This is a genomic window from Lelliottia nimipressuralis (genome assembly GCF_041464075.1).
GTDB classification, from domain to species: Bacteria; Pseudomonadota; Gammaproteobacteria; order Enterobacterales; family Enterobacteriaceae; genus Enterobacter; species Enterobacter nimipressuralis.
The window spans coordinates 1,354,036-1,379,565 of record NZ_CP167172.1; the positions used below are offsets into that span (position 1 = coordinate 1,354,036).

The following is a 25,530-nucleotide window of genomic DNA, read 5'->3' on the forward strand; positions in this document are numbered from 1 at the left end:
TATCCCACGTTTAGGGATAGACGACGCGGTTTCGGCCTGCGGTCAGAAACGCTACGCTTAGGTTATGGACAATTATTCAGGAGTGTTATGACCACGCATCTGGTCTGGTTTCGCGCGGATCTGCGCCTTCATGACAACATCGCGCTCGCGGCCGCCTGCCGCTCTCAAGACGCCCGCGTGTTGGCCCTGTTTATCGCCACGCCCGAACAGTGGCGTGAGCACGGCATGGCCCCGCGACAGGCGGCATACCTGCGTGCGCATCTCAATGCCCTGCAGCAGGGGCTGGCGGAGAAGGGCATTCCACTGATTTATGAGGAAGTGAGCGACTTTGCCGCGCAGAGCGACAAAGTGCAGCAGGTCTGTGACGCGCACAACGTCACCCATCTTTTTTACAACTATCAATACGAATTCAACGAGCAGCAGCGCGACCGACAGCTTGAAAACCGGCTTACTACGGTTGTGTGCCAGGGCTTTGACGACAGCGTGATGTTAGCGCCGGGCAGCGTCATGACCGGCAATCACGAGATGTATAAAGTCTTCACCCCGTTCAAAAATGCCTACCTGAAACGCCTGAAAGAGGGGCTTCCTGAGTGCGTCGCCGCGCCAGCGGCCCGAGGAGAGGCGCTGACCGTTTCTGCGGAGATCAACGTTGACTACCCTCAGCGCGATTTCGACCCGGACCACTTCCCACCGACCGAAAAGGCCGCGATTGCGCAGCTGCGCCAGTTCTGCAAACAGCAGGCCGCTGAGTATGAAGCACAGCGCGATTTTCCCGCCATCGAAGGCACCAGCCGTTTATCCGCCTGTCTGGCGTTGGGCGTGCTCTCCCCGCGTCAGTGTCTGCACCGCCTGCTGGCCGAACAGCCGCAGGCCCTCGACGGCGGGCCGGGGGCGGTATGGCTTAACGAGCTGATCTGGCGCGAATTCTACCGCCATCTGATGACGTATCATCCTGATTTATGTAAACATCGTCCCTTCATCCGCTGGACGGACAAGGTGCAGTGGCAACAGGATGACGCCCAGTTACAGGCGTGGCAAAACGGGCAGACGGGCTATCCGATAGTCGATGCGGCCATGCGTCAGCTAAACGAAACGGGGTGGATGCATAACCGCCTGCGGATGATCGTTGCCAGCTTCCTGGTGAAAGACCTGTTGATCGACTGGCGCGCCGGAGAGCGATATTTTATTTCTCAGCTGATCGACGGCGATCTGGCGGCCAATAACGGCGGCTGGCAGTGGGCGGCGTCAACCGGAACGGATGCCGCTCCCTATTTTCGTATTTTTAACCCGACAACCCAGGGACAACGATTTGACGCTACCGGCGAGTTTATCCGCCAGTGGCTACCTGAACTGGCTGACGTGCCGGGAAAATCGATCCATGAACCCTGGGTGTGGGCGGATAAAACGGGTGAAACCCTCGATTATCCGCGCCCGATTGTTGACCATAAACAGGCGCGAGTCGCCACACTGGCGGCCTATGAAGCCGCCCGCAAAGCGTAAGAGAGTAATGATGAAAAACAGCGAACTGGAAACCTTAATCAATGAAAAGCTGAACAGCGCCAGCTTCAGCGACTACGGCCCTAACGGCCTGCAGGTGGAAGGGCGTGAAACGGTGCAAAAGATTGTCACCGGCGTCACGGCGAGCCAGGCCCTGCTGGATGAAGCGGTGCGCCTGCAAGCGGATGCGGTGATCGTGCATCACGGCTATTTCTGGAAAAACGAAGCACCGATTATTCGCGGTATGAAGCGCAACCGCCTGAAAACCCTGCTGGCGAACGACATCAATCTGTACGGCTGGCACTTGCCGCTGGATGCGCACCCGGAGCTGGGTAATAACGTTCAGCTCGCTCAGCTGCTCGGCATCACCGTGATGGGCGAAATCGAAGAGCTGCTGCCGTGGGGTGAGCTGTCCATGCCGGTTCCTGGCCTGGAACTTGCTTCCTGGATTGAGGCGCGTCTGGGCCGCCGTCCACTGTGGAGCGGTGATACCGGCCCGGATCTGGTGAAACGCGTGGCGTGGTGTACCGGCGGCGGCCAGGGCTTTATCGACAATGCGGCGCGCTTTGGCGTCGACGCTTTTATTACCGGTGAAGTGTCCGAGCAGACCATTCACTCTGCCCGCGAGCAGGGGCTGCATTTCTACGCGGCAGGGCACCATGCCACCGAGCGCGGCGGCATCCGCGCCTTGAGCGAATGGCTGACGGAAAATACCGATCTCGACGTGACCTTTATCGATATCCCTAATCCTGCCTGATGAGAGGTGCGTAAGTGCAGCGAGCGCGTTGTTATTTATTAGGCGAAACGGCAGTGGTACTGGAGTTAGAGCCTCCGGTCACGATGACGACGCAAAAAAGGATCTGGCGCTTAACTCAGCGGCTGGGCGAAATCCCTGAAGTGGTCGAGGCCATTCCGGGGATGAACAACATAACCGTGGTGCTGCGCAATCCGCAGTCGGTGGCGCTGGATGCCATCGAGCGGTTGCAGCGCTGGTGGGAGGAGAGCGAGGCGCTGGAGCCGGAGTCGCGATTTATCGAGATCCCGGTGGTGTATGGCAACGCGGCTGGCCCGGATCTGGGCGACGTGGCGCGTCATGCGGGGCTGACGGAAAAGCAGGTCGTCGAGCTGCATGCCTCGGTGGACTACGTGGTGTGGTTCTTAGGGTTCCAGCCGGGTTTCCCGTATCTCGGCGGATTGCCTGAGCCACTCCACACGCCCCGCCGGGGCGAGCCGCGTTTGATGGTCCCGGCCGGTTCCGTGGGAATTGGCGGATCGCAGACCGGGGTTTATCCGCTCGCCTCGCCGGGGGGCTGGCAGCTTATCGGCCATACCTCCCAGGCGCTGTTTGATGCTAAACGCGAAGAGCCGGTGCTGTTGCGACCGGGCGATACCGTGCGGTTCGTGCCGCAGAAGGAGGGGGTATGTTGAAGGTGATTCGCGCGGGGTTATACACCTCGGTACAGGACGGCGGGCGCACCGGGCTGCGCCAGTCCGGGGTCAGCTACTGCGGCGCGCTGGACAAACCGGCGTTGCAGATCGCCAACCTGCTGGTGGGCAACGATCCGAATGCCGCAGCGCTGGAGATCACCCTTGGGCAGTGCAGCTTTGAATTTGAACGTGACGGCTGGTTTGCCCTGACGGGCGCGGGCTGTGACGCGACGCTTGACGGCGCGGCGGTCTGGACCGGCTGGCGGCTGCAGGTGAAAGCAGGGCAGCGTCTGACGCTTCATCGCCCGACTCACGGCATGCGCAGTTATCTGGCGGTCGGCGGCGGGATAGACGTACCGGAAGTGATGAACTCGTTCAGCACCGATCTCAAAACGGGTATTGGGGGCTTTGAAGGGCGCCTGCTGAAGGATGGCGATAACCTGCCGCTGGGCAGCGAATCACGTCAATTTACCGACGCGCAGGGGGTGAAACAGCTCCTGTGGAGTAACCGCATTCGCGCCCTGCCGGGGCCGGAATACCATGAGTTTGACCAGGCCCCGCAGGATGCCTTCTGGCGACTGCCGTGGCGGCTCAGCCCGCAGAGTAACCGCATGGGCTACCGTTTGCAGGGCCAACAGCTGGCGCGTACCACCGATCGCGAAATGGTCTCCCACGGCCTGCTGCCGGGCGTTGTCCAGGTGCCGCACAACGGCCAGCCGATTGTGCTGATGAATGATGCTCAGACCACCGGCGGTTATCCGCGTATCGCCTGCATCATCGAAGCTGATATGTACCACTTGGCGCAAATCCCGCTCGGACAGCCGATCCACTTTGTGCCCTGTACGCTGGAAGAGGCCCTCGACGCGCGCCGTGTCCAGCGGCAATTCATCGAACAACTGGCATGGAGGTTGAATGATCGTCGTTGATTTAAATGCGGATCTGGGTGAAGGCTGTGGGAGCGATGCCGAGCTCCTGACGCTGGTGTCGTCGGCCAATATTGCCTGTGGCTTTCACGCCGGGGATGCGCAGACCATGCGCGAAAGCGTGCGAGGCGCTTTAAAAAACGGCGTGGCGATAGGTGCCCACCCGAGCTTTCCCGATCGGGAGAACTTCGGGCGCACGGCCATGAATCTGCCGCCGGAAACGGTTTACGCCCAAATGCTGTACCAGATTGGTGCGCTGGCGGCGATTGCCCGCGCCGAAAGGGGGCAACTGCGTCACGTGAAACCTCACGGGATGCTCTACAACCAGGCGGCGAAAGACGCGCAGCTGGCTGACGCCATCGCCCGCGCGGTGCATGCGGTGGACGGCAATCTGATTCTGGTCGGGCTGGCGGGGAGCGAACTGATCCGCGCCGGTGAGCGTTACAGCCTGGTCACACGCGAAGAGGTGTTTGCCGATCGCGGCTATCGGGCCGACGGCAGCCTGGTGCCGCGCAGCGAGCCGGGGGCGCTGATTGCCGATGAAGAGCAGGCGCTGGCGCAAACTCTGGACATGGTGCAGCAGGGGCGAGTGAAAAGTACGAGCGGTGAATGGGCCTCTGTGCGCGCGCAGACGGTGTGCCTGCACGGAGACGGCGAACACGCGCTGGCGTTTGCCCGTCGCTTGCGCGCAGAATTTGAGTTAAATAATATAAAAATCAGTGCCTAAAGCACAAAACGCAAACACAACAAAACGCTATACAACAACAGGAAGGACAACATGGCAGAGACGCTTTCGCTCTGGCCACTCATCGGTATTGCGGTGATCGTGGTCGGGTTTATCTTACGTTTTAATCCGGTGCTGGTGGTGATTGTCGCCGGGATTGTCACCGGTGTGGCGGCGAATATGCCGGTCGCGACTATCCTCGAAAAGCTGGGCGAAGGGTTCCTGAATACCCGTAACCTGCCTTATATCCTGCTGATCCCGCTGGCCGTTATTGGCCTGCTGGAACGCCACGGGCTGAAAGAGCGCGCGCAGGCGTGGATTGCCAAAATCCACAGCGCCACCGCAGGGCGACTGCTGATTGTCTATCTGTTTGTGCGTGAAGCGACGGCGGCGATGGGGCTGACCAGCCTGGGCGGCCATCCGCAAATGGTGCGACCGCTGCTGGCTCCGATGGCAGAGGGGGCTGCGGAGAAAAAATACGGCGAACTGCCGGGCGCGGTGCGCTATCGCCTGAGGGCGATGTCGGCGGCGACGGACAACGTCGGGCTGTTCTTCGGTGAAGATATCTTTGTCGCCTTCGGGGCGATCATCTTTATGCATAACTTTATGCTGGAGTCCGGCGGAATTCAGACCGAGCCGCTGCACATTGCGCTGTGGGGCATTCCGACGGCAATCTGCGCCTTTATTATCCACGCCACCCGCCTGTGGCGGCTGGACAAGCATCTTGAGCGCGAGCTGGCGAAAACCGCGCACACGCAGGGAGATGCCTCATGAATTTCCAGCAAAGTTATCTCTACTGGCTGGCAGGGCTGATCCTGCTGATCGTCGCCGTGATGTCGTTTCGCGATAAAGCGAACCCGCGTCGCATCACTACCGGTCTGTTCTGGGGCGTGTACGGCCTGATATTCCTGCTCGGTGACTGGACGTATCAGCTGGTGGGCGATAAGCGCACCGTGCATATTGCGGTCGGTGTGGCGGTGGTTGGGCTGGCGCTGATCGCCGGTTTTGGCGGCGTGCGTCTGGGCAGCTATCACCAGCGTAAACCCGAAGAGCGGGAGGCCAGCGCGAAGCGGCTCGGCAACCGTCTGTTCTATCCGGCGTTAGCCATTCCTGTGGTGACGGTGGTGGGCGTGCTGATGTTCAACCATGTGCCTGGATTGCAGGAAAATCTGTTCGGGCCGGGTAACCATTCGACGCTGGTGACGCTGTTCTCGATGACCGCCGGATCGCTGATTGGCCTCGCAATGGCGGTCAAAATGACGCACGAAAAAGTGCATCAGCCGTTGCAGGAGGCGCGCCGTCTGCTGGATTCCATCGGCTGGGCGTTTATCCTGCCGCAGATTCTGGCGACGCTGGGCCTGCTCTTTACCGCCGCTGGCGTGGGCGATGGCATCTCCTGGCTGACGAAAAGCTACCTGGCGGTGGACAGCCGCTTTATCGCCGTGGCGGTGTACACCATCGGGATGGCGCTGCTCACGATGGTGATGGGCAATGCGTTTGCGGCGTTCCCGATCGTGACGGCGGGGATCGGCATCCCGATCCTGGTGCTGCAGCATGGCGGTAACCCGGCGGTGATGGCGGCGATTGGCATGTTCTCCGGCTACTGCGGAACGTTGATGACGCCGATGGCGGCGAACTTCAACATCGTGCCCGCCGCGCTGCTGGAGCTGCCGGATAAAAATGCGGTAATCAAAGCGCAAGTGCCGACCGGCGTGCTGCTGCTGATTGCCAACGTGTTCCTGTTGTACTTCCTGATGTTCCTGTAAGGAGAGACGATGCGTAACGTATTAGTCACCGGTTTTGAGCCGTTCGGCGGCGAGACCGTTAACCCTTCGTGGGAAGTGGTCAGGCAGCTTGAGGGGAGTATTATCGACAGCTGCCGCGTAGTGACACGCCAGCTGCCCTGCGTTTTTGGTGAGTCGTTAAGCGTGCTAAATGCGGCTATCGATGAACTTGAACCTGCGGTGGTGATCGCGGTCGGACAGGCGGGCGGTCGTGTGGATGTGACCGTCGAGCGCGTCGCCATTAACGTGGACGACGCCAGGATTGCCGATAACCACGGCCAGCAGCCGATTGATGTGGCGATCGTCCCGGACGGTCCGGCGGCGTGGTTCAGTTCGCTGCCGATCAAAGCGATGGTGGCGGCGATGCGCGAGAAGGGGATCCCCGCCTCCGTTTCGCAGACGGCGGGCACCTTCGTCTGCAACCACGTCATGTACGGGCTGCTGCATAAAATCAGTGAAAAAACCGCAGTGAAGGGTGGATTTATCCATATTCCGTACCTACCTGAACAGGCCGCAGCCCATCCGGGCGCACCGAGTATGGCGGCGCACACGGTGAAAGCGGCGCTGATCGTGGCGGTCGAAGTGGCCCTGCGCCAGGCGTCTGACATTAAAATCGTGGGCGGCGCGACGCACTAAACAAAGGAAGATAAGATGCCAGAAGGTCCGGAGATCCGCCGCGCGGCGGATAGCCTGGAGGCGGCGATAAAGGGCAAACCACTGACCGATGCGTGGTTTGCTTTCCCTCAGTTAAAACCGTATGAAACGCAGTTGATCGGGCAAACCGTGACGCACATCGAGACGCGCGGCAAAGCGTTGCTGACCCATTTCAGCCATAACCTGACGTTATATAGCCACAACCAGCTTTATGGCGTCTGGCGAGTGATCAATGTGGGTGAGCAACCGCAAACTAATCGTGTCTTGCGCGTCAGATTGCAGACGGCGGAGAAGGCTATTTTGCTCTACAGCGCGTCGGATATCGAGATGTTAACGCCGGAGCAACTGCTCACACACCCGTTCCTGCAACGGGTCGGACCGGACGTGCTGGATATGCGCCTGACGGCAGAAACTGTGAAAGCGCGGCTGCTATCGCCTGCCTTTCGCAACCGACAGTTTTCCGGGCTGCTGCTCGATCAGGCGTTTCTCGCCGGGCTAGGTAACTATCTTCGCGTTGAAATTCTGTGGGAAGTGGGGTTGGCAGGTCAGCGAAAAGCGTCGCAGCTCAATGAGAGACAGCTCGATGCGCTGTCTCATGCCTTGCTGGAGATCCCGCGCCTCTCCTACAACACGCGCGGCGTGGTGGATGATAAAAAACATCACGGGGCGCTGTTCCGCTTTAAGGTGTTTCATCGGGAAGGAAAGCCGTGCGAGCGGTGCGGCGGGGCGATTGAGCGAACAATGTTGTCGTCGCGACCGTTTTACTGGTGCCCGGCGTGCCAGCAATAAAAACAAAACGGTAACCCGAAGGTTACCGTTTTTGGTATTAGCGTCCTCTCCAGTGTGAAGAAGATTAAGGTGCGGGCAGCAGGCCGCACCTCATGGCGCTTATTTGGTTTTCACATCAGACTTAAAATCACGCTGGTCGTAGCCGGTATACAGCTGACGTGGACGCGCGATTTTCATACCTTCGCTGTGCATTTCGTTCCAGTGTGCAATCCAGCCGACGGTACGTGCCATCGCGAAGATCACGGTAAACATGGAAGACGGGATGCCCATCGCTTTCAGAATAATGCCAGAGTAGAAATCGACGTTCGGGTACAGTTTCTTCTCGATGAAGTACGGGTCGTTCAGCGCGATATGTTCCAGCTCCATCGCCACTTCCAGCAGATCATCTTTGGTGCCCAGCTCTTTCAGCACTTCGTGGCAGGTTTCACGCATCACGGTGGCGCGCGGGTCATAGTTTTTGTAAACACGGTGACCGAAGCCCATCAGGCGGAAGGAGTCGTTCTTATCTTTCGCACGACGCACGAACTCTGGAATGTGCTCAACGGAGCTGATCTCTTCCAGCATCTTCAGTGCCGCTTCGTTAGCACCACCGTGCGCCGGTCCCCACAGGGAGGCGATACCGGCAGCGATACAGGCGAACGGGTTCGCGCCTGAAGAGCCTGCGGTACGGACGGTAGAGGTCGATGCGTTCTGTTCGTGATCGGCGTGCAGGATCAGAATACGGTCCATGGCGCGCTCAAGCACCGGGTTAACCTCGTAGGTTTCGCACGGTGTGGAGAACATCATGTTCAGGAAGTTGCCTGAATAGGAGAGGTCGTTACGCGGGTAAACAAAGGGCTGGCCGATGGAGTATTTGTAACACATCGCCGCCATGGTTGGCATTTTGGACAGCAGACGGAACGCCGCGATATCGCGATGGCGTGGGTTATTCACGTCCAGAGAGTCGTGGTAGAACGCGGCCAGTGCGCCGGTAATCCCGCACATGACGGCCATCGGATGTGAATCACGACGGAATGCATGGAACAGACGGGTAATCTGCTCATGGATCATGGTGTGGCGGGTAACGGTAGTTCTGAACTCATCGTATTGTTCCTGCGTCGGTTTTTCGCCGTTCAGCAGGATGTAGCACACTTCCAGATAGTTGGATTCGGTGGCTAACTGATCGATGGGGAAACCGCGGTGGAGCAGGATACCTTCGTCACCGTCGATGTAGGTGATTTTGGATTCGCAAGATGCGGTAGAGGTGAAACCAGGGTCAAAGGTGAATACTCCTTTGGAACCCAGTGTACGGATATCAATAACATCCTGACCGAGCGTGCCTTTTAGCACATCCAGTTCAATAGCAGTGTCACCGTTTAGGGTGAGCTTTGCCTTTGTATCAGCCATTTACGGTCTCCTTAGCGCCTTATGCTTAAGACCACGTTTTTACCAACTTGCTTTCAGCTGTTTATCACATCGTTACCGGTTTGTTATTTGGCTTACCGCTCAGCTCGCGAGGAGGAACCAGGGTACAGAGCTATGGCGCCTTGCAGGTAAACGTGTGAAAAATCAGAGAAACAACAGCAAATCAGTGTCTTCGCAGTCCGAATTATTCAAACCTGTATACCACTAATAACTGTCCTGATAACTTCGGTCAATACCATCACACTGTTACATAACTAAATCTCAGGTGAAAGAGAGACCTCATAACTTTTGCGCATTATATGCCTTTTCTGCTGTAGTTTGTAACAATAATGTTTAATCTTTGTCAAATCTGATGATTAAAATTTAAAATAATGTTGTTATCGTGACTCTGATCACTGTTCCGCATAAAACCCGACAAACTGTATGTAGGTTAATTGTAATGGTTTTGTGAACGACCTATACTGCCGCCAGGTCTCCGGAACACCCTGCAATCCCGAGCCACCCAGCGTTGTAACGTGTCGTTTTAGCATTTGGAAGCAATGTTTACCATGACGCGCAGTTATAGATATGGACGCTGCTTGACCCGCACGCAGACCGGAGGAAGGAAATCCCGTCGTCTTTCACGCTACAGGTGTGTTGGCTGCGTCAGGTCACCCCGGTCACACAGTTTACTGTGATGCAGGGGATTCCCGGACTTGCCGCCTTCCTGTAACGCGAATTCAAAGGGAATTATAAGAACAGCATGTGGGCGTTATTCATGATAAGAAATGTGAAAAAACAAAGACCTGTCAATCTGGATCTCAAAACGATCCGATTCCCCGTAACGGCAATAGCGTCCATTCTGCACCGTGTGTCCGGTGTGATCACGTTTGTGGCGGTCGGCATTCTGCTGTGGTTACTGGGTACCAGCCTCTCTTCTCCTGAAGGATTCCTCCAGGCCTCTGCCATTATGAGCAGCTTCTTCGTGAAATTTATCATGTGGGGCATTCTGACGGCGCTGGCATACCACGTTGTGGTGGGTGTTCGCCATCTGCTGATGGATTTTGGCTATCTGGAAGAAACCTTCGAAGCAGGTAAACGTTCTGCCAATATTTCATTTGTGATTACTGTCGTGCTTTCAATTCTTGCAGGAGTCCTCGTATGGTAAGCAACGCCTCCGCATTAGGACGCAACGGCGTACATGACTTCATTCTGGTCCGCGCTACTGCCATCGTCCTCACGCTTTACATCATCTACATGATCGGTTTCTTTGCGACCAGCGGCGAGCTGACGTGGGAAATCTGGAGCGGGTTCTTCGGATCTGCCTTCACCAAAGTGTTCACCCTGCTGGCTCTGTTCTCCATCCTTATTCATGCCTGGATTGGCATGTGGCAGGTGTTGACCGATTACGTTAAACCGTTAGGCGTTCGCTTGCCGCTGCAACTCCTGATTGTTGTGGCTCTGGTGGTTTACGTTATTTATGGATTTGTTGTGGTGTGGGGTGTGTGATGAAACTGCCAGTCAGAGAATTTGATGCTGTTGTGATTGGTGCCGGTGGCGCAGGTATGCGCGCGGCGCTGCAAATTTCCCAGAGCGGCCAGACCTGTGCGCTGCTCTCTAAAGTGTTCCCGACCCGTTCCCATACCGTGTCTGCGCAGGGTGGTATCACCGTGGCGCTCGGTAATACCCATGAAGATAACTGGGAATGGCATATGTATGACACGGTGAAAGGCTCCGATTACATCGGTGACCAGGACGCCATCGAATATATGTGTAAAACCGGCCCGGAAGCGATTCTGGAGCTAGACCATATGGGTCTGCCGTTCTCCCGCCTGGAAGATGGCACAATTTATCAGCGTCCGTTTGGCGGCCAGTCGAAAAACTTCGGCGGCGAGCAGGCGGCACGTACTGCGGCAGCGGCTGACCGTACCGGTCACGCGCTGTTGCACACCCTCTATCAGCAGAACCTGAAAAACCACACCACAATTTTCTCCGAGTGGTATGCGCTGGATCTGGTGAAAAACGAAGATGGCGCAGTGGTGGGTTGTACCGCGCTGTGCATCGAAACCGGTGAAGTGGTCTATTTCAAAGCCCGCGCGACCGTGCTGGCGACCGGCGGCGCAGGCCGTATTTACCAGTCCACCACCAATGCCCACATCAACACCGGTGACGGCGTTGGTATGGCGATCCGCGCAGGTGTGCCTGTGCAGGATATGGAAATGTGGCAGTTCCACCCGACCGGCATCGCTGGTGCGGGCGTTCTGGTTACTGAAGGCTGCCGTGGTGAAGGCGGTTACCTGCTGAACAAACATGGCGAGCGCTTCATGGAGCGTTATGCCCCGAATGCGAAAGACCTGGCGGGTCGTGACGTGGTGGCGCGTTCCATCATGATCGAAATCCGTGAAGGTCGCGGCTGCGATGGTCCGTGGGGCCCGCACGCGAAACTGAAACTGGATCACCTGGGTAAAGACGTTCTGGAGTCCCGTCTGCCGGGCATCCTCGAACTGTCGCGCACCTTCGCGCACGTTGACCCGGTGAAAGAGCCGATTCCGGTTATCCCAACCTGCCACTATATGATGGGCGGTATTCCGACCAAAGTGACCGGTCAGGCGCTGACCGTGAACGAGCAGGGCGAAGACGTGGTGATTCCGGGTCTGTTCGCGGTTGGCGAAATCGCCTGCGTATCGGTCCACGGTGCTAACCGTCTGGGCGGCAACTCGCTGCTCGACCTGGTGGTGTTTGGTCGTGCAGTCGGTTTACATCTGCAAGAGTCCATCGCCGAGCAGGGCGATCTGCGCGATGCCCGTGAATCGGATATCGAAGCCTCTCTCGAACGTCTCAACCGCTGGAACGGCAACCGTGATGGCGAAGATCCGGTCGAAATCCGCAAAGCGCTGCAAGAGTGTATGCAGCACAACTTCTCGGTATTCCGTGAAGGCGATGCGATGGCTAAAGGCCTTGAGCAGCTGAAAGCGATCCGTGAGCGTCTGAAAAATGCCCGTCTGGACGATACCTCCAGCGAGTTCAACACGCAGCGCGTCGAATGCCTTGAGCTGGATAACCTGATGGAAACCGCCTATGCAACGGCCGTCTCCGCAAACTTCCGCACCGAAAGCCGTGGCGCCCATAGCCGCTTCGACTTCCCGGATCGTGACGACGAAAACTGGCTGTGCCATTCCCTGTATCTGCCAGAGTCGGAATCTATGACGCGACGTCAAGTCAACATGGAACCGAAACTGCGTCCGGCGTTCCCGCCGAAGATTCGTACCTATTAATGCGGAGACAGGATAATGAAACTCGAATTCTCAGTTTATCGTTATAACCCGGATGTTGATGACGCTCCGCATATGCAGGATTACACCCTGGAAGCGGAAGAAGGTCGCGACATGATGCTGCTTGATGCGTTAATGCAGCTGAAAGAACAGGACCCAACACTGTCGTTTCGTCGTTCCTGCCGTGAAGGGGTTTGTGGCTCCGACGGCGTGAACATGAACGGCAAAAATGGCCTGGCCTGTATCACCCCAATTTCAGCGCTACAGCGTTCAGGACAGAAAATTGTGATTCGTCCTCTGCCTGGCCTGCCGGTCGTTCGCGATTTGGTGGTGGACATGGGGCAATTCTATGCACAATATGAGAAGATTAAGCCTTACTTGTTGAATAATGGGCAAAATCCACCCGCTCGCGAGCATTTACAGTCGCCAGAGCAGCGTGAAAAACTCGATGGTCTGTATGAGTGTATTCTCTGTGCATGCTGTTCGACCTCTTGCCCGTCGTTCTGGTGGAACCCGGACAAGTTTATCGGCCCGGCTGGCCTGCTGGCCGCGTATCGCTTCCTGATTGACAGCCGCGATACCGAAACCGACAGTCGCCTTGAAGGATTAAGTGATGCTTTCAGCGTATTCCGCTGCCATAGCATCATGAACTGCGTCAGTGTATGTCCTAAGGGGCTGAACCCGACGCGCGCCATCGGCCATATTAAGTCGATGCTGTTGCAGCGCAGTGCCTAAGTAATACCGCCGGATGGCGCTCCGCTTATCCGGCCTACTTTTATGTAGGCCAGTAAGCGGAACGCCACCGGGCAAAAAGACATTGTAGGAAACCTCTAAAAACTGCCCTGACAGGCAATAATTGAGGCGTTCAGAGCGAGACACGGCGCGGTTAACTGACGTGAGTGAAAACCGCAACGACAACTCCGCCTGAACGACGAAGATTATACAGACAGTTTTTAAAGGTTCCTTCGCGAGCCCAAGACAACATAAGAGCTCGCAGGTGAACCCCGGCACGTACACGAGGTGTGCGTGGTAGTTTCTACGGCGAAATAAGCATAAAAATGCTTAAGGGATCACGATGCAGAACGGCGCAATGAAAGCCTGGCTGGACTCTTCTTTCCTCTCTGGTGCAAACCAAAGCTGGATCGAACAGCTCTATGAAGACTTCTTAACCGATCCTGACTCAGTGGACGCTAACTGGCGTTCCATGTTCCAGCAGTTACCTGGCACTGGGGTCAAACCGGATCAATTCCATTCCAAAACACGTGATTATTTCCGTCGTCTGGCGAAGGATGCCTCACGTTACTCTTCCTCGATCTCTGACCCTGACACCAATGTGAAGCAGGTTAAAGTCCTGCAGCTCATCAATGCTTATCGCTTCCGTGGTCACCAGCATGCGAACCTCGATCCGCTGGGACTGTGGAAACAAGAACGTGTGGCGGATCTTGATCCGGCGTATCACGATCTGACCGAGGCAGATTTCCAGGAAAGCTTTAACGTCGGCTCTTTTGCAAGCGGCAAAGACACGATGAAGCTGGGAGAGCTGCTTGAGGCGCTCAAACAAACCTACTGCGGCTCCATCGGCGCAGAGTACATGCACATCACCTCCACGGACGAAAAACGCTGGATCCAGCAGCGCATTGAGTCGGTGACAGGCCACGCCAGCTTTAGCGTTGAAGAGAAAAAACGCTTCCTGAGCGAACTGACCGCAGCAGAAGGTCTGGAGCGTTACCTCGGTGCTAAATTCCCGGGTGCAAAACGCTTCTCCCTGGAAGGCGGCGATGCGTTAGTGCCGATGCTGAAAGAGCTGATCCGCCATGCGGGCAACAGCGGCACCCGTGAAGTGGTGCTGGGTATGGCGCACCGTGGGCGTCTGAACGTGCTGGTCAACGTGCTGGGTAAAAAACCGCAGGACCTGTTCGACGAATTCGCGGGCAAACATAAAGAACATCTCGGTACCGGCGACGTGAAGTACCACATGGGCTTCTCATCGGATATCGAAACGCAGGGCGGTCTGGTTCACCTGGCGCTGGCGTTTAACCCGTCACACCTGGAAATCGTAAGCCCGGTGGTGATCGGTTCCGTGCGTGCGCGTCTGGATCGTCTGGACGAGCCAAGCAGCAACAAAGTGCTGCCAATCACCATTCACGGTGATGCGGCGGTAACCGGGCAGGGCGTCGTTCAGGAAACCCTGAACATGTCTAAAGCGCGTGGTTACGAAGTGGGCGGTACCGTTCGCATCGTCATCAACAACCAGGTGGGCTTCACCACCTCGAACCCGCTGGATGCACGCTCTACGCCGTACTGTACTGACATCGGTAAAATGGTGCAGGCGCCAATCTTCCACGTGAACGCTGACGATCCGGAAGCTGTCGCTTTCGTTACCCGTCTGGCGCTGGACTTCCGTAACACCTTCAAACGCGATGTGTTCATCGACCTGTTCTGCTATCGCCGTCATGGCCATAACGAAGCGGACGAGCCGAGTGCAACCCAGCCGCTGATGTACCAGAAAATCAAAAAGCATCCGACGCCACGTAAGATCTACGCTGACAAACTGGAAGCCGACAAAATCGCGACCCTGGAAGATGCGACCGAGCTGGTTAATCTTTACCGCGATGCGCTGGATGCCGGTGAGTGCGTAGTGAAAGAGCTGCGTCCGATGAACATGCACTCCTTTACCTGGTCGCCGTACCTCAACCACGAGTGGGATGAGAGCTACCCGAACAAGGTCGAAATGAAGCGTCTGCAGGAGCTGGCTAAACGCATCAGCACGGTACCTGAAGCGATTGAAATGCAGTCTCGCGTGCAGAAAATCTACTCCGACCGTCAGTCAATGGCGTCCGGCGAGAAGCTGTTCGACTGGGGTGGCGCTGAGAACCTGGCGTACGCGACGCTGGTCGACGAAGGGATTCCGGTGCGTCTGTCCGGTGAAGATGCGGGCCGTGGGACTTTCTTCCACCGTCACGCGGTTATTCACAACCAGACCAACGGTTCAACGTACACCCCGCTGCAGCACGTGCATAACGGTCAGGGCCAGTTCAAGGTCTGGGACTCCGTGCTGTCCGAAGAAGCGGTACTGGCGTTTGAATACGGCTATGCCACCGCAGAGCCGCGCACCCTGACTATCTGGGAAGCGCAGTTCGGTGACTTCGCTAACGGTGCGCAGGTTGTTATCGACCAGTTCATCAGCTCCGGCGAGCAAAAATGGGGCCGTATGTGTGGCCTGGTGATGCTGCTGCCACACGGCTACGAAGGGCAAGGTCCGGAGCACTCCTCCGCGCGTCTGGAACGTTATCTGCAGCTCTGCGCTGAGCAGAACATGCAGGTCTGCGTGCCATCCACGCCAGCACAGGTTTACCACATGCTGCGTCGTCAGGCGCTGCGCGGTATGCGCCGTCCGCTGGTGGTGATGTCACCGAAATCTCTGCTGCGTCATCCGCTGGCAGTTTCCAGCCTGGATGAGCTGGCGAACGGGACCTTCCAGCCAGCGATTGGTGAGATTGACGAGCTGGATCCGCAGGCCGTGAAGCGCGTTGTGATGTGTTCTGGTAAGGTTTATTTCGACCTGCTGGAACAGCGCCGCAAGAAAGATCAGAAAGATGTCGCCATCGTGCGTATCGAGCAGCTTTATCCGTTCCCGCATCAGTCGGTGCAGGAAGCGTTGAAACCGTACGCACACGTGCATGATTTTGTCTGGTGCCAGGAAGAGCCGCTCAACCAGGGCGCATGGTACTGCAGCCAGCATCATTTCCGTGATGTGATTCCATTTGGGTCTGCCCTGCGTTACGCAGGTCGCCCGGCCTCCGCCTCTCCGGCGGTAGGGTATATGTCCGTTCACCAGAAGCAACAGCAAGATCTGGTGAATGACGCGCTGAACGTCGAATAATTTAAGGATACATAATGAGTAGCGTAGATATTCTTGTTCCCGACCTGCCTGAATCCGTCGCTGACGCCACGGTTGCGACCTGGCATAAAAAACCGGGCGATAGCGTTAAGCGCGATGAAGTGCTGGTAGAAATCGAAACTGACAAAGTGGTACTGGAAGTACCGGCATCGGCGGATGGCATTCTTGATGCAGTGCTGGAAGACGAAGGCACCACGGTGACCTCTCGCCAGATCCTCGGTCGCCTGCGTGAAGGCAACAGCGCGGGCAAAGAGTCCAGCGCCAAGTCTGAAAGCAAAGAGTCCACCCCGGCTCAGCGTCAGCAAGCGTCTCTGGAAGAGCAAACTAACGATGCACTCAGCCCGGCGATCCGTCGCCTGCTGGGTGAACACAATCTTGAAGCCAGCGCCATTAAAGGCACCGGTGTTGGCGGTCGTCTGACCCGTGAAGATGTGGAAAAACATCTGCCGAAAGCGCCTGCGAAAGAAGAAGCCAAAGCACCGGCAGCCGCCGCCGCAGCGCCTGCTGCACAGCCAGCGCTGGGCGCACGCAGTGAAAAACGCGTGCCGATGACGCGTCTGCGTAAGCGTGTGGCTGAGCGTCTGCTGGAAGCGAAAAACTCCACCGCGATGCTGACCACCTTCAACGAAGTCAACATGAAGCCAATCATGGATCTGCGTAAGCAGTACGGTGACGCGTTTGAAAAACGTCACGGTATCCGTCTGGGCTTTATGTCCTTCTACGTGAAAGCGGTTGTTGAAGCGCTGAAACGCTATCCGGAAGTGAACGCCTCTATCGATGGCGAAGATGTGGTTTACCACAACTACTTCGACGTCAGCATGGCAGTTTCTACGCCGCGCGGCCTGGTGACCCCGGTTCTGCGTGACGTTGATACCCTGGGCATGGCGGATATCGAGAAGAAAATCAAAGAGCTGGCGCTGAAAGGCCGTGACGGTAAGCTGACCGTTGAAGACCTGACCGGCGGTAACTTCACCATCACCAACGGTGGTGTGTTCGGTTCCCTGATGTCTACCCCAATCATCAACCCGCCGCAGAGCGCGATTCTGGGTATGCATGCCATCAAAGATCGCCCAATGGCGGTTGACGGTAAAGTGGAGATCCTGCCGATGATGTATCTGGCGCTCTCCTACGATCACCGTCTGATCGATGGTCGTGAATCTGTGGGTTATCTGGTGGCGATTAAAGAGCTGCTGGAAGATCCAACGCGTCTGCTGCTGGACGTGTAGTAGTTTTTGCCTCACCTGCCCTGTAGACCGGGCAAGCGTTGCGCTGCCGGTCTACAGGTTTGAAAAAAACGATTACCTGAAGGATGGATAGAACACATGAACTTACATGAATATCAGGCCAAACAGCTGTTTGCCCGGTATGGCTTACCGGCTCCGGTGGGTTATGCCTGTACTACCCCACGTGAAGCAGAAGAAGCCGCATCTAAAATCGGTTCCGGCCCTTGGGTAGTTAAGTGTCAGGTTCACGCTGGTGGCCGCGGTAAAGCGGGCGGTGTGAAGGTTGTGAAGAGCAAAGAAGAGATCCGTGCCTTTGCTGAACACTGGCTGGGCAAACGCCTGGTGACCTATCAGACAGATGCGAACGGCCAGCCGGTAAACCAGATCCTGGTTGAGGCGGCGACTGATATCGCAAAAGAGTTGTATCTCGGCGCGGTCGTAGACCGTAGCTCCCGTCGCGTGGTGTTCATGGCATCCACCGAAGGCGGCGTGGAAATCGAGAAAGTGGCTGAAGAGACGCCACACCTGATCCACAAAGTGGCTATCGATCCACTGGCAGGCCCTATGCCTTACCAGGGGCGCGAGCTGGCGTTCAAACTGGGTCTGGAAGGTAAACTGGTTCAACAGTTCACCAAGATCTTCATGGGCCTGGCGACGATCTTCCTGGAGCGCGATCTGGCGCTGATCGAAATCAACCCGCTGGTGATCACCACTCAGGGCGACCTGATCTGCCTCGACGGCAAACTGGGCGCTGACGGTAACGCACTGTTCCGCCAGTCCGATCTGCGTGAAATGCGCGATCAGTCTCAGGAAGATCCGCGTGAAGCGCAGGCTGCACAGTGGGAACTGAACTACGTCGCGCTGGATGGCAACATCGGCTGCATGGTTAACGGTGCGGGCCTGGCAATGGGCACCATGGACATCGTTAAACTGCACGGTGGTGAACCGGCTAACTTCCTTGACGTGGGCGGCGGCGCGACCAAAGAGCGCGTAACCGAAGCGTTCAAAATCATCCTCTCTGACGACAACGTGAAAGCCGTTCTGGTTAACATCTTCGGCGGTATCGTTCGTTGCGATCTGATCGCTGACGGTATCATCGGTGCGGTGGAAGAAGTGGGCGTGAACGTCCCGGTTGTGGTTCGTCTGGAAGGTAACAACGCTGAACTCGGCGCGAAAAAACTGGCTGACAGTGGCCTGAATATTATTGCAGCGAAAAGTCTGACGGATGCAGCTCAGCAGGTTGTTGCCGCAGTGGAGGGGAAATAATGTCCGTTTTGATTGATAAGAACACTAAAGTTATCTGCCAGGGCTTCACCGGAAGCCAGGGGACTTTCCACTCCGAACAAGCGATTGCTTACGGTACGCAGATGGTTGGCGGCGTGACGCCAGGCAAAGGCGGCACCACGCATCTGGGCCTGCCGGTGTTTAACACCGTGCGCGAAGCGGTCGAAGCGACGGGCGCAACCGCGACCGTGATCTACGTTCCGGCTCCGTTCTGCAAAGACTCTATTCTGGAAGCGATCGACGCAGGCATTAAACTGATCATCACCATTACTGAAGGCATCCCGACGCTGGACATGCTGACCGTAAAAGTGAAGCTGGATGAAGCGGGCGTTCGCATGATCGGGCCAAACTGCCCGGGCGTCATCACCCCAGGTGAATGCAAAATCGGCATCATGCCGGGCCACATTCACAAGCCAGGCAAAGTGGGCATCGTGTCTCGCTCCGGTACCCTGACCTATGAAGCAGTTAAACAGACCACTGACTACGGTTTCGGTCAGTCCACCTGTGTGGGCATCGGCGGTGACCCGATCCCAGGCTCTAACTTCATCGATATCCTGAAACTGTTCCAGGAAGATCCGCAGACTGAAGCGATCGTGATGATCGGTGAAATCGGCGGTAGCGCGGAAGAAGAAGCTGCAGCTTACATCAAAGATCACGTGACCAAGCCGGTTGTTGGCTACATCGCGGGTGTGACGGCGCCAAAAGGCAAACGTATGGGCCACGCAGGCGCCATCATTGCCGGTGGTAAAGGCACAGCGGATGAGAAATTCGCCGCTCTGGAAGCCGCAGGTGTTAAAACCGTTCGCAGCCTGGCCGATATCGGCGAAGCGCTGAGCGCTATCATCAAGTAAATCCTCTCTGCTCTCCGCAAGGGGAGCTTTGACATAATAAATGTCCGTTTCGACATGGTTGGCCGCTGAAAAGCGGCCTTTTTTATGCCATATATTTCTCGTTCAACCGTTTACCGGCCAGGTTTTCAGTGTCGGCGTTTCGCTACCAGCGTGAAGTTGTAGTCGTCGCTATTGAATACGTTACGGCTGAACTCAAACACTCTGCCGTCTTTCAAAAAACCGCGAGAGACTTTTTCGAGGATCGGTTTTGCCGGATCGAGCGACAGGGCGGCGATCGCCTCTTCTGAAGGCATGACCGGCAACAGTTCCTGCTCGCTGCGATCGATAACCATCTTTTTGATCTGCTCAATATAGTGATATTTCGAGTTTTCCATCACCTCCCAGGTGAGGTCGGCAAACAGCGCCAGCGGCATCCAGGTCTCTTCCAGATTCACCGGTTTTTGCTTGATAAAACGCACGCGTTTTACGTGCCAGACCTTGTCATCCGGGGCGAGCTGCAACTTTTCGGCAAGCCTTGCATCGGCTTTTATAACCTCAAACACTTTCACATCGCTGTGGGTGTCGACGTTGCGGTCCGCCAGTTTTTCGTAAAAACCGGTAAGCTGATAGATGTCGTAATTCACCCGCTCCTCTTTTACGTAAGAGCCGCTGCCCTGAATACTTTCGATAATCTGCTCTTCTGTCAGCCGCTTTAGGGCTTGCCTTATCGTCACGCGGCTGACGCTGAACATCGCCTGAAGCGCTGATTCGGTGGGGAGCGCGTCACCCGGCTTCAGTTCGCCGCTGCTGATCTGTTCGCGCAGGGTGTCGGCGATCTGGCGGTACATCGGTTTCTGACTCATAAACGTCCATTTTTGTATTGTTCAGCTAATACCATTCTTTTGAATTATGCCCTGAGTAATCGGATTGTAAATAATACAACAACAATACAAATTTAGCAGTTAAGTGAAAATGATCACATAAAGGTATTGTCTGGTGTGCCAGAATCTGCCGTACATTAAAACGACAATTCTGTGAGGATCTGATGAACCTGACGACTCTGACTCATCCCCAGGCGATCTTTCTGCATGCGCGATTTACCGATCGTGACGATGCGATCCGCCAGCTGGCACAGCGGCTATACGATCTGGGAAAAATAGCCGATCCGGAGCGTTTTCTGGCTGATGTTTTACAGCGCGAAGCGCAGGGACCAACCGCGCTGGGTGAGGGGCTGGCGGTTCCGCACGGTAAAAGTGCGGCGGTGAACGAAGCGGCTTTTGCGGTCGCGACGCTGCACAATCCGCTTGAGTGGGAGGGCGTTGATGGGCCTGAAAACGTCGAGCTGATTTTCCTGCTGGCGATCCCGCCTGCCGAAGCAGGGACCACGCACATGAAAGTGCTGACGGCGCTGACCACGCGTCTGGCCGATGATGTCTTGCGGGCGCGCGTGATGGCGGCTGATACGCCCGATGCCCTGCTGGCCGCACTGGACGAAGCACCCGAAGAGCAAACCGTGGCGCTGCTGTTTGATGCGCCGACGATTGTTTGCGTCACGGCCTGCCCGGCGGGGATCGCCCACACGTATATGGCGGCGGAATACCTTGAGAAGGCCGGGCGCAAGCTTGGCGTCAATGTGATTGTCGAAAAGCAGGGGGCGAACGGCATTGAAGGGCGCTTAACGCCCCAGCAGCTCAAGGAGGCGAAGGCCTGCATTTTTGCCGCCGACGTGGCGATTAAAGATCATGAACGTTTTAACGGCATTCCTGCGCTGTCGGTACCCGTGACCGAGCCGCTGCGCCACGCCGAAGCGCTGATCACTCAGGCGCTGGCCCTGAAATCTTCTGAGGTTCAACGGCAGCAACAACCCGACGCCGACGGGCGAAAAAGCCTGAAAACGGAGCTGAAACAGGCCCTGCTGAGCGGGATTTCGTTTGCCGTGCCCTTGATCGTTGCAGGGGGCACGGTGCTGGCAGTGTCGGTATTACTGGCGCAAATGCTCGGTTTGCAGCACCTCTTCGATCAGGAGAATTCATGGCTGTGGATGTATCGCAAACTGGGCGGCGGGATGCTGGGCGTGTTGATGGTGCCGGTGCTCGCAGCCTATACCGCGTATTCGCTGGCAGATAAACCCGCGCTGGCCCCCGGTTTCGCGGCAGGACTTGCCGCCAACATGATTGGCTCCGGGTTTTTGGGCGCTATCGCCGGGGGCCTGATCGCGGGCTATCTGATGCGCTGGGTGAAAAATCACGTTCGCCTGAGCAATCGCTATAACGGTTTCCTGGTCTATTACCTCTATCCGGTGATAGGCACGCTCGGCGCGGGCAGCCTGATGCTGTTTGTGATCGGTGAGCCGGTAGCGTGGATCAATAACGCCCTGACTGCCTGGCTGAACGGACTTTCTGGCGCAAACGCGCTGCTGCTCGGCGCAATCCTTGGATTTATGTGCTCGTTCGATCTGGGCGGTCCGGTGAATAAAGCGGCCTACGCCTTTTGCCTCGGTGCGATGGCGAATGGGGTGTACGGCCCATACGCTATTTTTGCGTCGGTCAAAATGGTTTCTGCGTTTACCGTGACGGCCTCAACGCTCATCTCCCCGCGGCTGTTTAAACCTTTTGAAATCGAAACCGGAAAATCGACCTGGCTGCTGGGGCTGGCAGGGATCACCGAAGGGGCGATTCCAATGGCGATTGAAGATCCGCTGCGGGTGATTGGCTCGTTTGTGCTCGGCTCACTGGTGACAGGCGCGATAGTCGGCGCGATGGGAATGGGGCTTTCCACCCCAGGGGCCGGAATTTTCTCCCTCTTTTTACTGCATCCCGCCGGACTGAGCGGCGTTGCGGCCGCAGCGGGCTGGTTTGGCGCCGCGCTGGTGGGGACCGCCATATCGACCAGCGTGCTGCTCCTTTGGCGGCGTCAGGCGGTAAAAAGCGGCAAATACATTCCCAATAGCATCATGCCTTAACTGGACAGGAAACGAAGATGAAAGCTGTATCTCGCGTTCACATCACGCCGCACATGCACTGGGACCGTGAGTGGTACTTCACCACCGAAGAGTCACGCATTTTGCTGGTCAATAATATGGAAGAGATCCTCGTGCGCCTTGAGCAGGATGAGGAGTACAAATACTACGTTCTCGACGGGCAGACGGCGATTCTGGAAGATTACTTCGCGATAAAGCCGGAGAACAAAGCACGCGTAAAAGCGCTGGTGGAAGCCGGAAAGCTGATTATCGGGCCGTGGTACACCCAGACGGACACCACGATTGTTTCGGGCGAATCCATTGTGCGCAACCTGCTGTACGGAATGCGTGATTGCCTGGCCTTCGGCGAGCCGATGAAAATCGGCTATTTGCCGGATTCCTTCGGCATGTCGGGTCAGCTTCCGCACATCTACAACGGGTTTGGTATCCAACGCGCGATGTTCTGGCGCGGCTGTTCTGAACGTCATGGCACCGACAAAACGGAGTTTTTATGGCAGAGCAAAGACGGCAGCGAAGTGACGACACAGGTGCTGCCGCTGGGCTACGCGATTGGTAAGTACTTACCGGAGGACGAAGCCGGGCTGCGTAAACGGCTGGACAGTTATTTCGACGTGCTGGAAAACGCCTCGCTCACGAAAGAGATTTTGTTGCCGAACGGACACGACCAGATGCCGCTGCAGCAAAACATTTTTACGGTGATGAAGACGCTGCGGGAGATCTATCCCCAGCGGGAGTTTGTCATGAGCCGCTTCGAAGCGGTGTTTGCGCATATCGACGCTCATCGTGATGCGCTGGCGACGCTCAACGGCGAGTTTATCGACGGGAAATATATGCGCGTTCACCGGACCATCGGCTCTACGCGTATGGATATCAAAATGGCGCACGCCCGCATGGAGAACAAAATCGTCAATATTCTGGAGCCGCTCTCTACGTTGGCCTGGACGCTGGGCTTTGAGTATCACCATGGGCTGCTGGAGAAAATGTGGAAGGAGATTTTAAAGAATCACGCCCACGACAGCATCGGCTGCTGCTGTAGCGATAAAGTACACCGGGAGATCGCATCCCGTTTCGAGCTGGCGGAGGATATGGCCGACAATCTGATTCGTTTCACTTTACGTAAGATCGTCGACAACATGCCGCAAACGGATGAAGACAAACTGGTGCTGTTTAATCTGATGCCGTGGCCACGCGAAGAGGTGGTCAATACTACCGTGCGCCTGCGCGCGAGCGCGTTCCGCCTGCTGGACGATAAAGGAAATGAAATTCCCTACTTTATCCGCGCCCGACGGGAGATCGATCCGGGCCTTATTGATCGGCAGATTGTGCATTATGGCAACTATGAGCCGTTTATGGAGTTTGATATCCAGCTGCGCCAGATTTTGCCTTCGATGGGCTATCGCACCCTCTATATCGAACCGCACGTCGCAGGAAAAGTATTGCCGGGCCATGAGGCGACGGCGGCGCTGCTGGAAAATGCTTTCTGGCAGATTGACCTGAATGATGACGGCACGCTGCGCCTGCGGGATAAAGACTCCGGCCTTATTTATGACCGCGTGCTGGAGATCGAAGAGAGTTCCGATGACGGGGACGAATACGACTATTCGCCGTCGCGGGAAGAGTGGCGGCTGACATCACGTGAGGCGCAGCATACCGTCGAGGTGATTCACGAAGCCTGGCAGAGCAGGGCGGTGATCCGAAGCCGCATGGCTATCCCGGCCAATCTTGCTGCGCGCTCTGCCCGCCTGCGAGACGGCCACCTGGGCATTGAAATTGAGGTCACGCTCAGCCATCACAGCCGTCGTATCGACGTTGAGGTGCGCATGGATAATCAGGCGGACGATCACCGGGTGCGGGTGCTCATACCGACTCCCTTCAACACGTCAGAGGTGCTGGCAGATACCCAGTTTGGCTCGGTCGTCCGCCCCGTTCGTGATGAAGCGATGGACCGCTGGCAGGAAGAGGGCTGGAAAGAGGCGCCGGTGCCGGTGTGGAACTTACTGAATTACGCGGTGTTGCAGGAGGGGCGCCAGGGCATGGCGTTGTTCACCGAAGGATTACGCGAGTTTGAAATTGTCGGTGAGGAGAAGAAAACCTTTGCTCTGACGCTGCTGCGCGGCGTTGGGTTACTCGGAAAAGAGGATCTGTTATTACGCCCAGGCCGCCCCTCTGGCATAAAAATGCCGGTGCCAGATTCGCAGGTGAGGGGAGCGCTGCAGTGTCGTTTCAGCCTGTTTAACTTTTGCGGAACGCCTCTCAATGCGGGCGTTGCCCAGCAGGCCAGGGCCTGGCTGACGCCGATCCAGTGCTATAACAAAATCCCGTGGGATGCGATGAAGCTCAACAAAGCCAGCGTCGTCACTCCTGCGACCTACAGCTTATTGACCATGTCTCCCGTTGGCTGCCTGGTGGGGGCGTTGAAAAAAGCCGAAGATCGCGATGAGATTATCCTGCGGGTGTTCAATCCTTCCGAGTCGGTTTGTTGTGATACCTCGTTCAGCTTCAGCCGTGAGATCTGCCGCTGTGCTGAAACGGGAATGGATGAAGAGATTCAGAAGGGCGATAGGGTTGTCAACGGGACGGCTGAAACCCTGCGGCCCTGCCAGTCCAGAACCTTTAGCATCAAACTTGCCTAAAAACCCGGCGAACGAATCAAAGGTCACATTTTTGTGACCTTTTCGTTTTCTAAATAGTCACGCCGTGGTGTTAATTTAAAGATTAATAAAAGTAAAATAGATGTTTCCGCTTCGGCTGAAAACGTCGCGATGGAAAGTCACGTTAAAGCAGCTATCCTTAAGTGTTTGTCAGTGAAAATGACCAGACGGCAAACAGCGTTAAAAAAAATCACTTCAATTTATTTT

21 protein-coding genes are annotated in these 25,530 nt (G+C 56.5%); 19 read left to right on the forward strand and 2 right to left on the reverse strand.

All coding sequences use genetic code 11. From position 1 onward, the window contains the following. The first annotated feature begins 87 nt into the window (after nucleotides 1-87). The 9 genes from phrB to nei are packed head-to-tail and all read left to right on the forward strand — an operon-like array spanning nucleotide 88 to nucleotide 7,799. Nucleotides 88-1,500: a deoxyribodipyrimidine photo-lyase gene (gene phrB / locus ACB496_RS06285; protein WP_371974682.1), complete on the forward strand. Its 1,413-nt coding sequence runs from the start codon at nucleotides 88-90 to the stop codon at nucleotides 1,498-1,500. A 10-nt stretch (nucleotides 1,501-1,510) separates the two neighbouring features. Beyond that, nucleotides 1,511-2,254, forward strand: coding sequence for a type 2 GTP cyclohydrolase I (locus ACB496_RS06290; protein WP_100777187.1), 744 nt, complete (start codon nucleotides 1,511-1,513; stop codon nucleotides 2,252-2,254). Between the two features lie 14 nt (nucleotides 2,255-2,268). Beyond that, complete coding sequence (gene pxpB, locus ACB496_RS06295; RefSeq protein WP_107704027.1) at nucleotides 2,269-2,925, forward strand: 5-oxoprolinase subunit PxpB; 657 nt, start codon at nucleotides 2,269-2,271, stop codon at nucleotides 2,923-2,925. Further along, the gene (pxpC, locus tag ACB496_RS06300; protein WP_371974683.1) at nucleotides 2,919-3,851 is read left to right on the forward strand and encodes a 5-oxoprolinase subunit PxpC; all 933 of its coding nucleotides are present in this window, start codon (nucleotides 2,919-2,921) and stop codon (nucleotides 3,849-3,851) included. Before pxpB ends, pxpC begins: the two co-directional genes overlap by 7 nt. Next, nucleotides 3,841-4,575: a 5-oxoprolinase subunit PxpA gene (pxpA, locus tag ACB496_RS06305; RefSeq protein ID WP_371975212.1), complete on the forward strand. Its 735-nt coding sequence runs from the start codon at nucleotides 3,841-3,843 to the stop codon at nucleotides 4,573-4,575. The genes pxpC and pxpA overlap by 11 nt, the downstream gene beginning before the upstream one ends. A gap of 51 nt (nucleotides 4,576-4,626) precedes the next feature. Further along, entirely contained in the window at nucleotides 4,627-5,346 is a 720-nt protein-coding gene (locus ACB496_RS06310) for a DUF969 domain-containing protein (protein WP_194514244.1), read from the forward strand. Further along, nucleotides 5,343-6,338 (forward strand): DUF979 domain-containing protein, encoded by a 996-nt coding sequence (locus tag ACB496_RS06315; RefSeq protein ID WP_102104152.1) that lies wholly within the window; start codon nucleotides 5,343-5,345, stop codon nucleotides 6,336-6,338. The genes ACB496_RS06310 and ACB496_RS06315 overlap by 4 nt, the downstream gene beginning before the upstream one ends. Before the next feature lie 9 nt (nucleotides 6,339-6,347). Next, on the forward strand, nucleotides 6,348-6,992 hold the full coding sequence (gene pcp / locus ACB496_RS06320) for a pyroglutamyl-peptidase I (protein WP_371974684.1): 645 nt from the start codon (nucleotides 6,348-6,350) through the stop codon (nucleotides 6,990-6,992). 15 nt (nucleotides 6,993-7,007) lie between these two features. Beyond that, nucleotides 7,008-7,799, forward strand: coding sequence for an endonuclease VIII (nei, locus tag ACB496_RS06325; RefSeq protein WP_102104150.1), 792 nt, complete (start codon nucleotides 7,008-7,010; stop codon nucleotides 7,797-7,799). Nucleotides 7,800-7,898: 99 nt separating this feature from the next. Here nei and ACB496_RS06330 read toward each other — a convergent pair whose 3' ends face one another. Then, on the reverse strand, nucleotides 7,899-9,185 hold the full coding sequence (locus ACB496_RS06330; protein ID WP_102104149.1) for a citrate synthase: 1,287 nt from the start codon (nucleotides 9,183-9,185) through the stop codon (nucleotides 7,899-7,901). A 760-nt stretch (nucleotides 9,186-9,945) separates the two neighbouring features. Between ACB496_RS06330 and sdhC the strand changes: the two genes are divergently transcribed. The 8 genes from sdhC to sucD all read left to right on the forward strand — a co-directional run bounded on the left by sdhC (nucleotide 9,946) and on the right by sucD (nucleotide 19,713). Beyond that, entirely contained in the window at nucleotides 9,946-10,350 is a 405-nt protein-coding gene (gene sdhC, locus ACB496_RS06335; protein WP_164971833.1) for a succinate dehydrogenase cytochrome b556 subunit, read from the forward strand. Further along, the gene (sdhD, locus tag ACB496_RS06340) at nucleotides 10,344-10,691 is read left to right on the forward strand and encodes a succinate dehydrogenase membrane anchor subunit (protein WP_100777177.1); all 348 of its coding nucleotides are present in this window, start codon (nucleotides 10,344-10,346) and stop codon (nucleotides 10,689-10,691) included. Before sdhC ends, sdhD begins: the two co-directional genes overlap by 7 nt. Further along, the gene (gene sdhA / locus ACB496_RS06345; protein ID WP_100777176.1) at nucleotides 10,691-12,457 is read left to right on the forward strand and encodes a succinate dehydrogenase flavoprotein subunit; all 1,767 of its coding nucleotides are present in this window, start codon (nucleotides 10,691-10,693) and stop codon (nucleotides 12,455-12,457) included. The genes sdhD and sdhA overlap by 1 nt, the downstream gene beginning before the upstream one ends. A gap of 15 nt (nucleotides 12,458-12,472) precedes the next feature. Continuing rightward, nucleotides 12,473-13,189, forward strand: coding sequence for a succinate dehydrogenase iron-sulfur subunit (locus ACB496_RS06350; RefSeq protein WP_100777175.1), 717 nt, complete (start codon nucleotides 12,473-12,475; stop codon nucleotides 13,187-13,189). Between the two features lie 340 nt (nucleotides 13,190-13,529). Then, nucleotides 13,530-16,337 carry a 2-oxoglutarate dehydrogenase E1 component gene (gene sucA / locus ACB496_RS06355; RefSeq protein ID WP_100777174.1) on the forward strand — a complete coding sequence of 936 codons (2,808 nt, stop codon included), beginning with the start codon at nucleotides 13,530-13,532 and terminating at the stop codon, nucleotides 16,335-16,337. A 14-nt stretch (nucleotides 16,338-16,351) separates the two neighbouring features. Continuing rightward, nucleotides 16,352-17,581 (forward strand): 2-oxoglutarate dehydrogenase complex dihydrolipoyllysine-residue succinyltransferase, encoded by a 1,230-nt coding sequence (gene odhB / locus ACB496_RS06360; RefSeq protein ID WP_371974685.1) that lies wholly within the window; start codon nucleotides 16,352-16,354, stop codon nucleotides 17,579-17,581. Nucleotides 17,582-17,677: 96 nt separating this feature from the next. Beyond that, nucleotides 17,678-18,844, forward strand: a complete 1,167-nt coding sequence (gene sucC / locus ACB496_RS06365) for an ADP-forming succinate--CoA ligase subunit beta (RefSeq protein ID WP_059355295.1) — start codon at nucleotides 17,678-17,680, stop codon at nucleotides 18,842-18,844. Next, nucleotides 18,844-19,713 (forward strand): succinate--CoA ligase subunit alpha, encoded by an 870-nt coding sequence (gene sucD / locus ACB496_RS06370; RefSeq protein ID WP_095281274.1) that lies wholly within the window; start codon nucleotides 18,844-18,846, stop codon nucleotides 19,711-19,713. The genes sucC and sucD overlap by 1 nt, the downstream gene beginning before the upstream one ends. 125 nt (nucleotides 19,714-19,838) lie before the next feature. Here sucD and ACB496_RS06375 read toward each other — a convergent pair whose 3' ends face one another. Further along, on the reverse strand, nucleotides 19,839-20,555 hold the full coding sequence (locus ACB496_RS06375) for a GntR family transcriptional regulator (RefSeq protein ID WP_102105256.1): 717 nt from the start codon (nucleotides 20,553-20,555) through the stop codon (nucleotides 19,839-19,841). A gap of 182 nt (nucleotides 20,556-20,737) precedes the next feature. On the opposite strand from ACB496_RS06375, the gene mngA reads away from it, so the two are divergent. Both mngA and mngB read left to right on the forward strand, forming a co-directional pair. Beyond that, nucleotides 20,738-22,654 (forward strand): PTS 2-O-a-mannosyl-D-glycerate transporter subunit IIABC, encoded by a 1,917-nt coding sequence (gene mngA, locus ACB496_RS06380; RefSeq protein ID WP_371974686.1) that lies wholly within the window; start codon nucleotides 20,738-20,740, stop codon nucleotides 22,652-22,654. A 17-nt stretch (nucleotides 22,655-22,671) separates the two neighbouring features. After that, nucleotides 22,672-25,305, forward strand: a complete 2,634-nt coding sequence (gene mngB / locus ACB496_RS06385; RefSeq protein WP_371974687.1) for a mannosylglycerate hydrolase — start codon at nucleotides 22,672-22,674, stop codon at nucleotides 25,303-25,305. Nucleotides 25,306-25,530 lie beyond the last annotated feature (225 nt).

Bases quoted from the DNA above. Each gene is read 5' to 3' on its own strand.
- ACB496_RS06290 (WP_100777187.1), top strand. From the start codon at position 1,511: ATGAAAAACAGCGAACTGGAAACCTTAATCAATGAAAAGCTGAACAGC.
- sdhC (WP_164971833.1), top strand. From the start codon at position 9,946: ATGTGGGCGTTATTCATGATAAGAAATGTGAAAAAACAAAGACCTGTC.
- sucA (WP_100777174.1), top strand. From the start codon at position 13,530: ATGCAGAACGGCGCAATGAAAGCCTGGCTGGACTCTTCTTTCCTCTCT.
- phrB (WP_371974682.1), top strand. From the start codon at position 88: ATGACCACGCATCTGGTCTGGTTTCGCGCGGATCTGCGCCTTCATGAC.
- odhB (WP_371974685.1), top strand. From the start codon at position 16,352: ATGAGTAGCGTAGATATTCTTGTTCCCGACCTGCCTGAATCCGTCGCT.
- ACB496_RS06330 (WP_102104149.1), bottom strand. From the start codon at position 9,185: ATGGCTGATACAAAGGCAAAGCTCACCCTAAACGGTGACACTGCTATT.
- sdhD (WP_100777177.1), top strand. From the start codon at position 10,344: ATGGTAAGCAACGCCTCCGCATTAGGACGCAACGGCGTACATGACTTC.
- sdhA (WP_100777176.1), top strand. From the start codon at position 10,691: ATGAAACTGCCAGTCAGAGAATTTGATGCTGTTGTGATTGGTGCCGGT.
- ACB496_RS06315 (WP_102104152.1), top strand. From the start codon at position 5,343: ATGAATTTCCAGCAAAGTTATCTCTACTGGCTGGCAGGGCTGATCCTG.
- mngB (WP_371974687.1), top strand. From the start codon at position 22,672: ATGAAAGCTGTATCTCGCGTTCACATCACGCCGCACATGCACTGGGAC.
- pcp (WP_371974684.1), top strand. From the start codon at position 6,348: ATGCGTAACGTATTAGTCACCGGTTTTGAGCCGTTCGGCGGCGAGACC.
- mngA (WP_371974686.1), top strand. From the start codon at position 20,738: ATGAACCTGACGACTCTGACTCATCCCCAGGCGATCTTTCTGCATGCG.
- nei (WP_102104150.1), top strand. From the start codon at position 7,008: ATGCCAGAAGGTCCGGAGATCCGCCGCGCGGCGGATAGCCTGGAGGCG.
- sucD (WP_095281274.1), top strand. From the start codon at position 18,844: ATGTCCGTTTTGATTGATAAGAACACTAAAGTTATCTGCCAGGGCTTC.
- ACB496_RS06375 (WP_102105256.1), bottom strand. From the start codon at position 20,555: ATGAGTCAGAAACCGATGTACCGCCAGATCGCCGACACCCTGCGCGAA.
- ACB496_RS06310 (WP_194514244.1), top strand. From the start codon at position 4,627: ATGGCAGAGACGCTTTCGCTCTGGCCACTCATCGGTATTGCGGTGATC.
- pxpC (WP_371974683.1), top strand. From the start codon at position 2,919: ATGTTGAAGGTGATTCGCGCGGGGTTATACACCTCGGTACAGGACGGC.
- ACB496_RS06350 (WP_100777175.1), top strand. From the start codon at position 12,473: ATGAAACTCGAATTCTCAGTTTATCGTTATAACCCGGATGTTGATGAC.
- sucC (WP_059355295.1), top strand. From the start codon at position 17,678: ATGAACTTACATGAATATCAGGCCAAACAGCTGTTTGCCCGGTATGGC.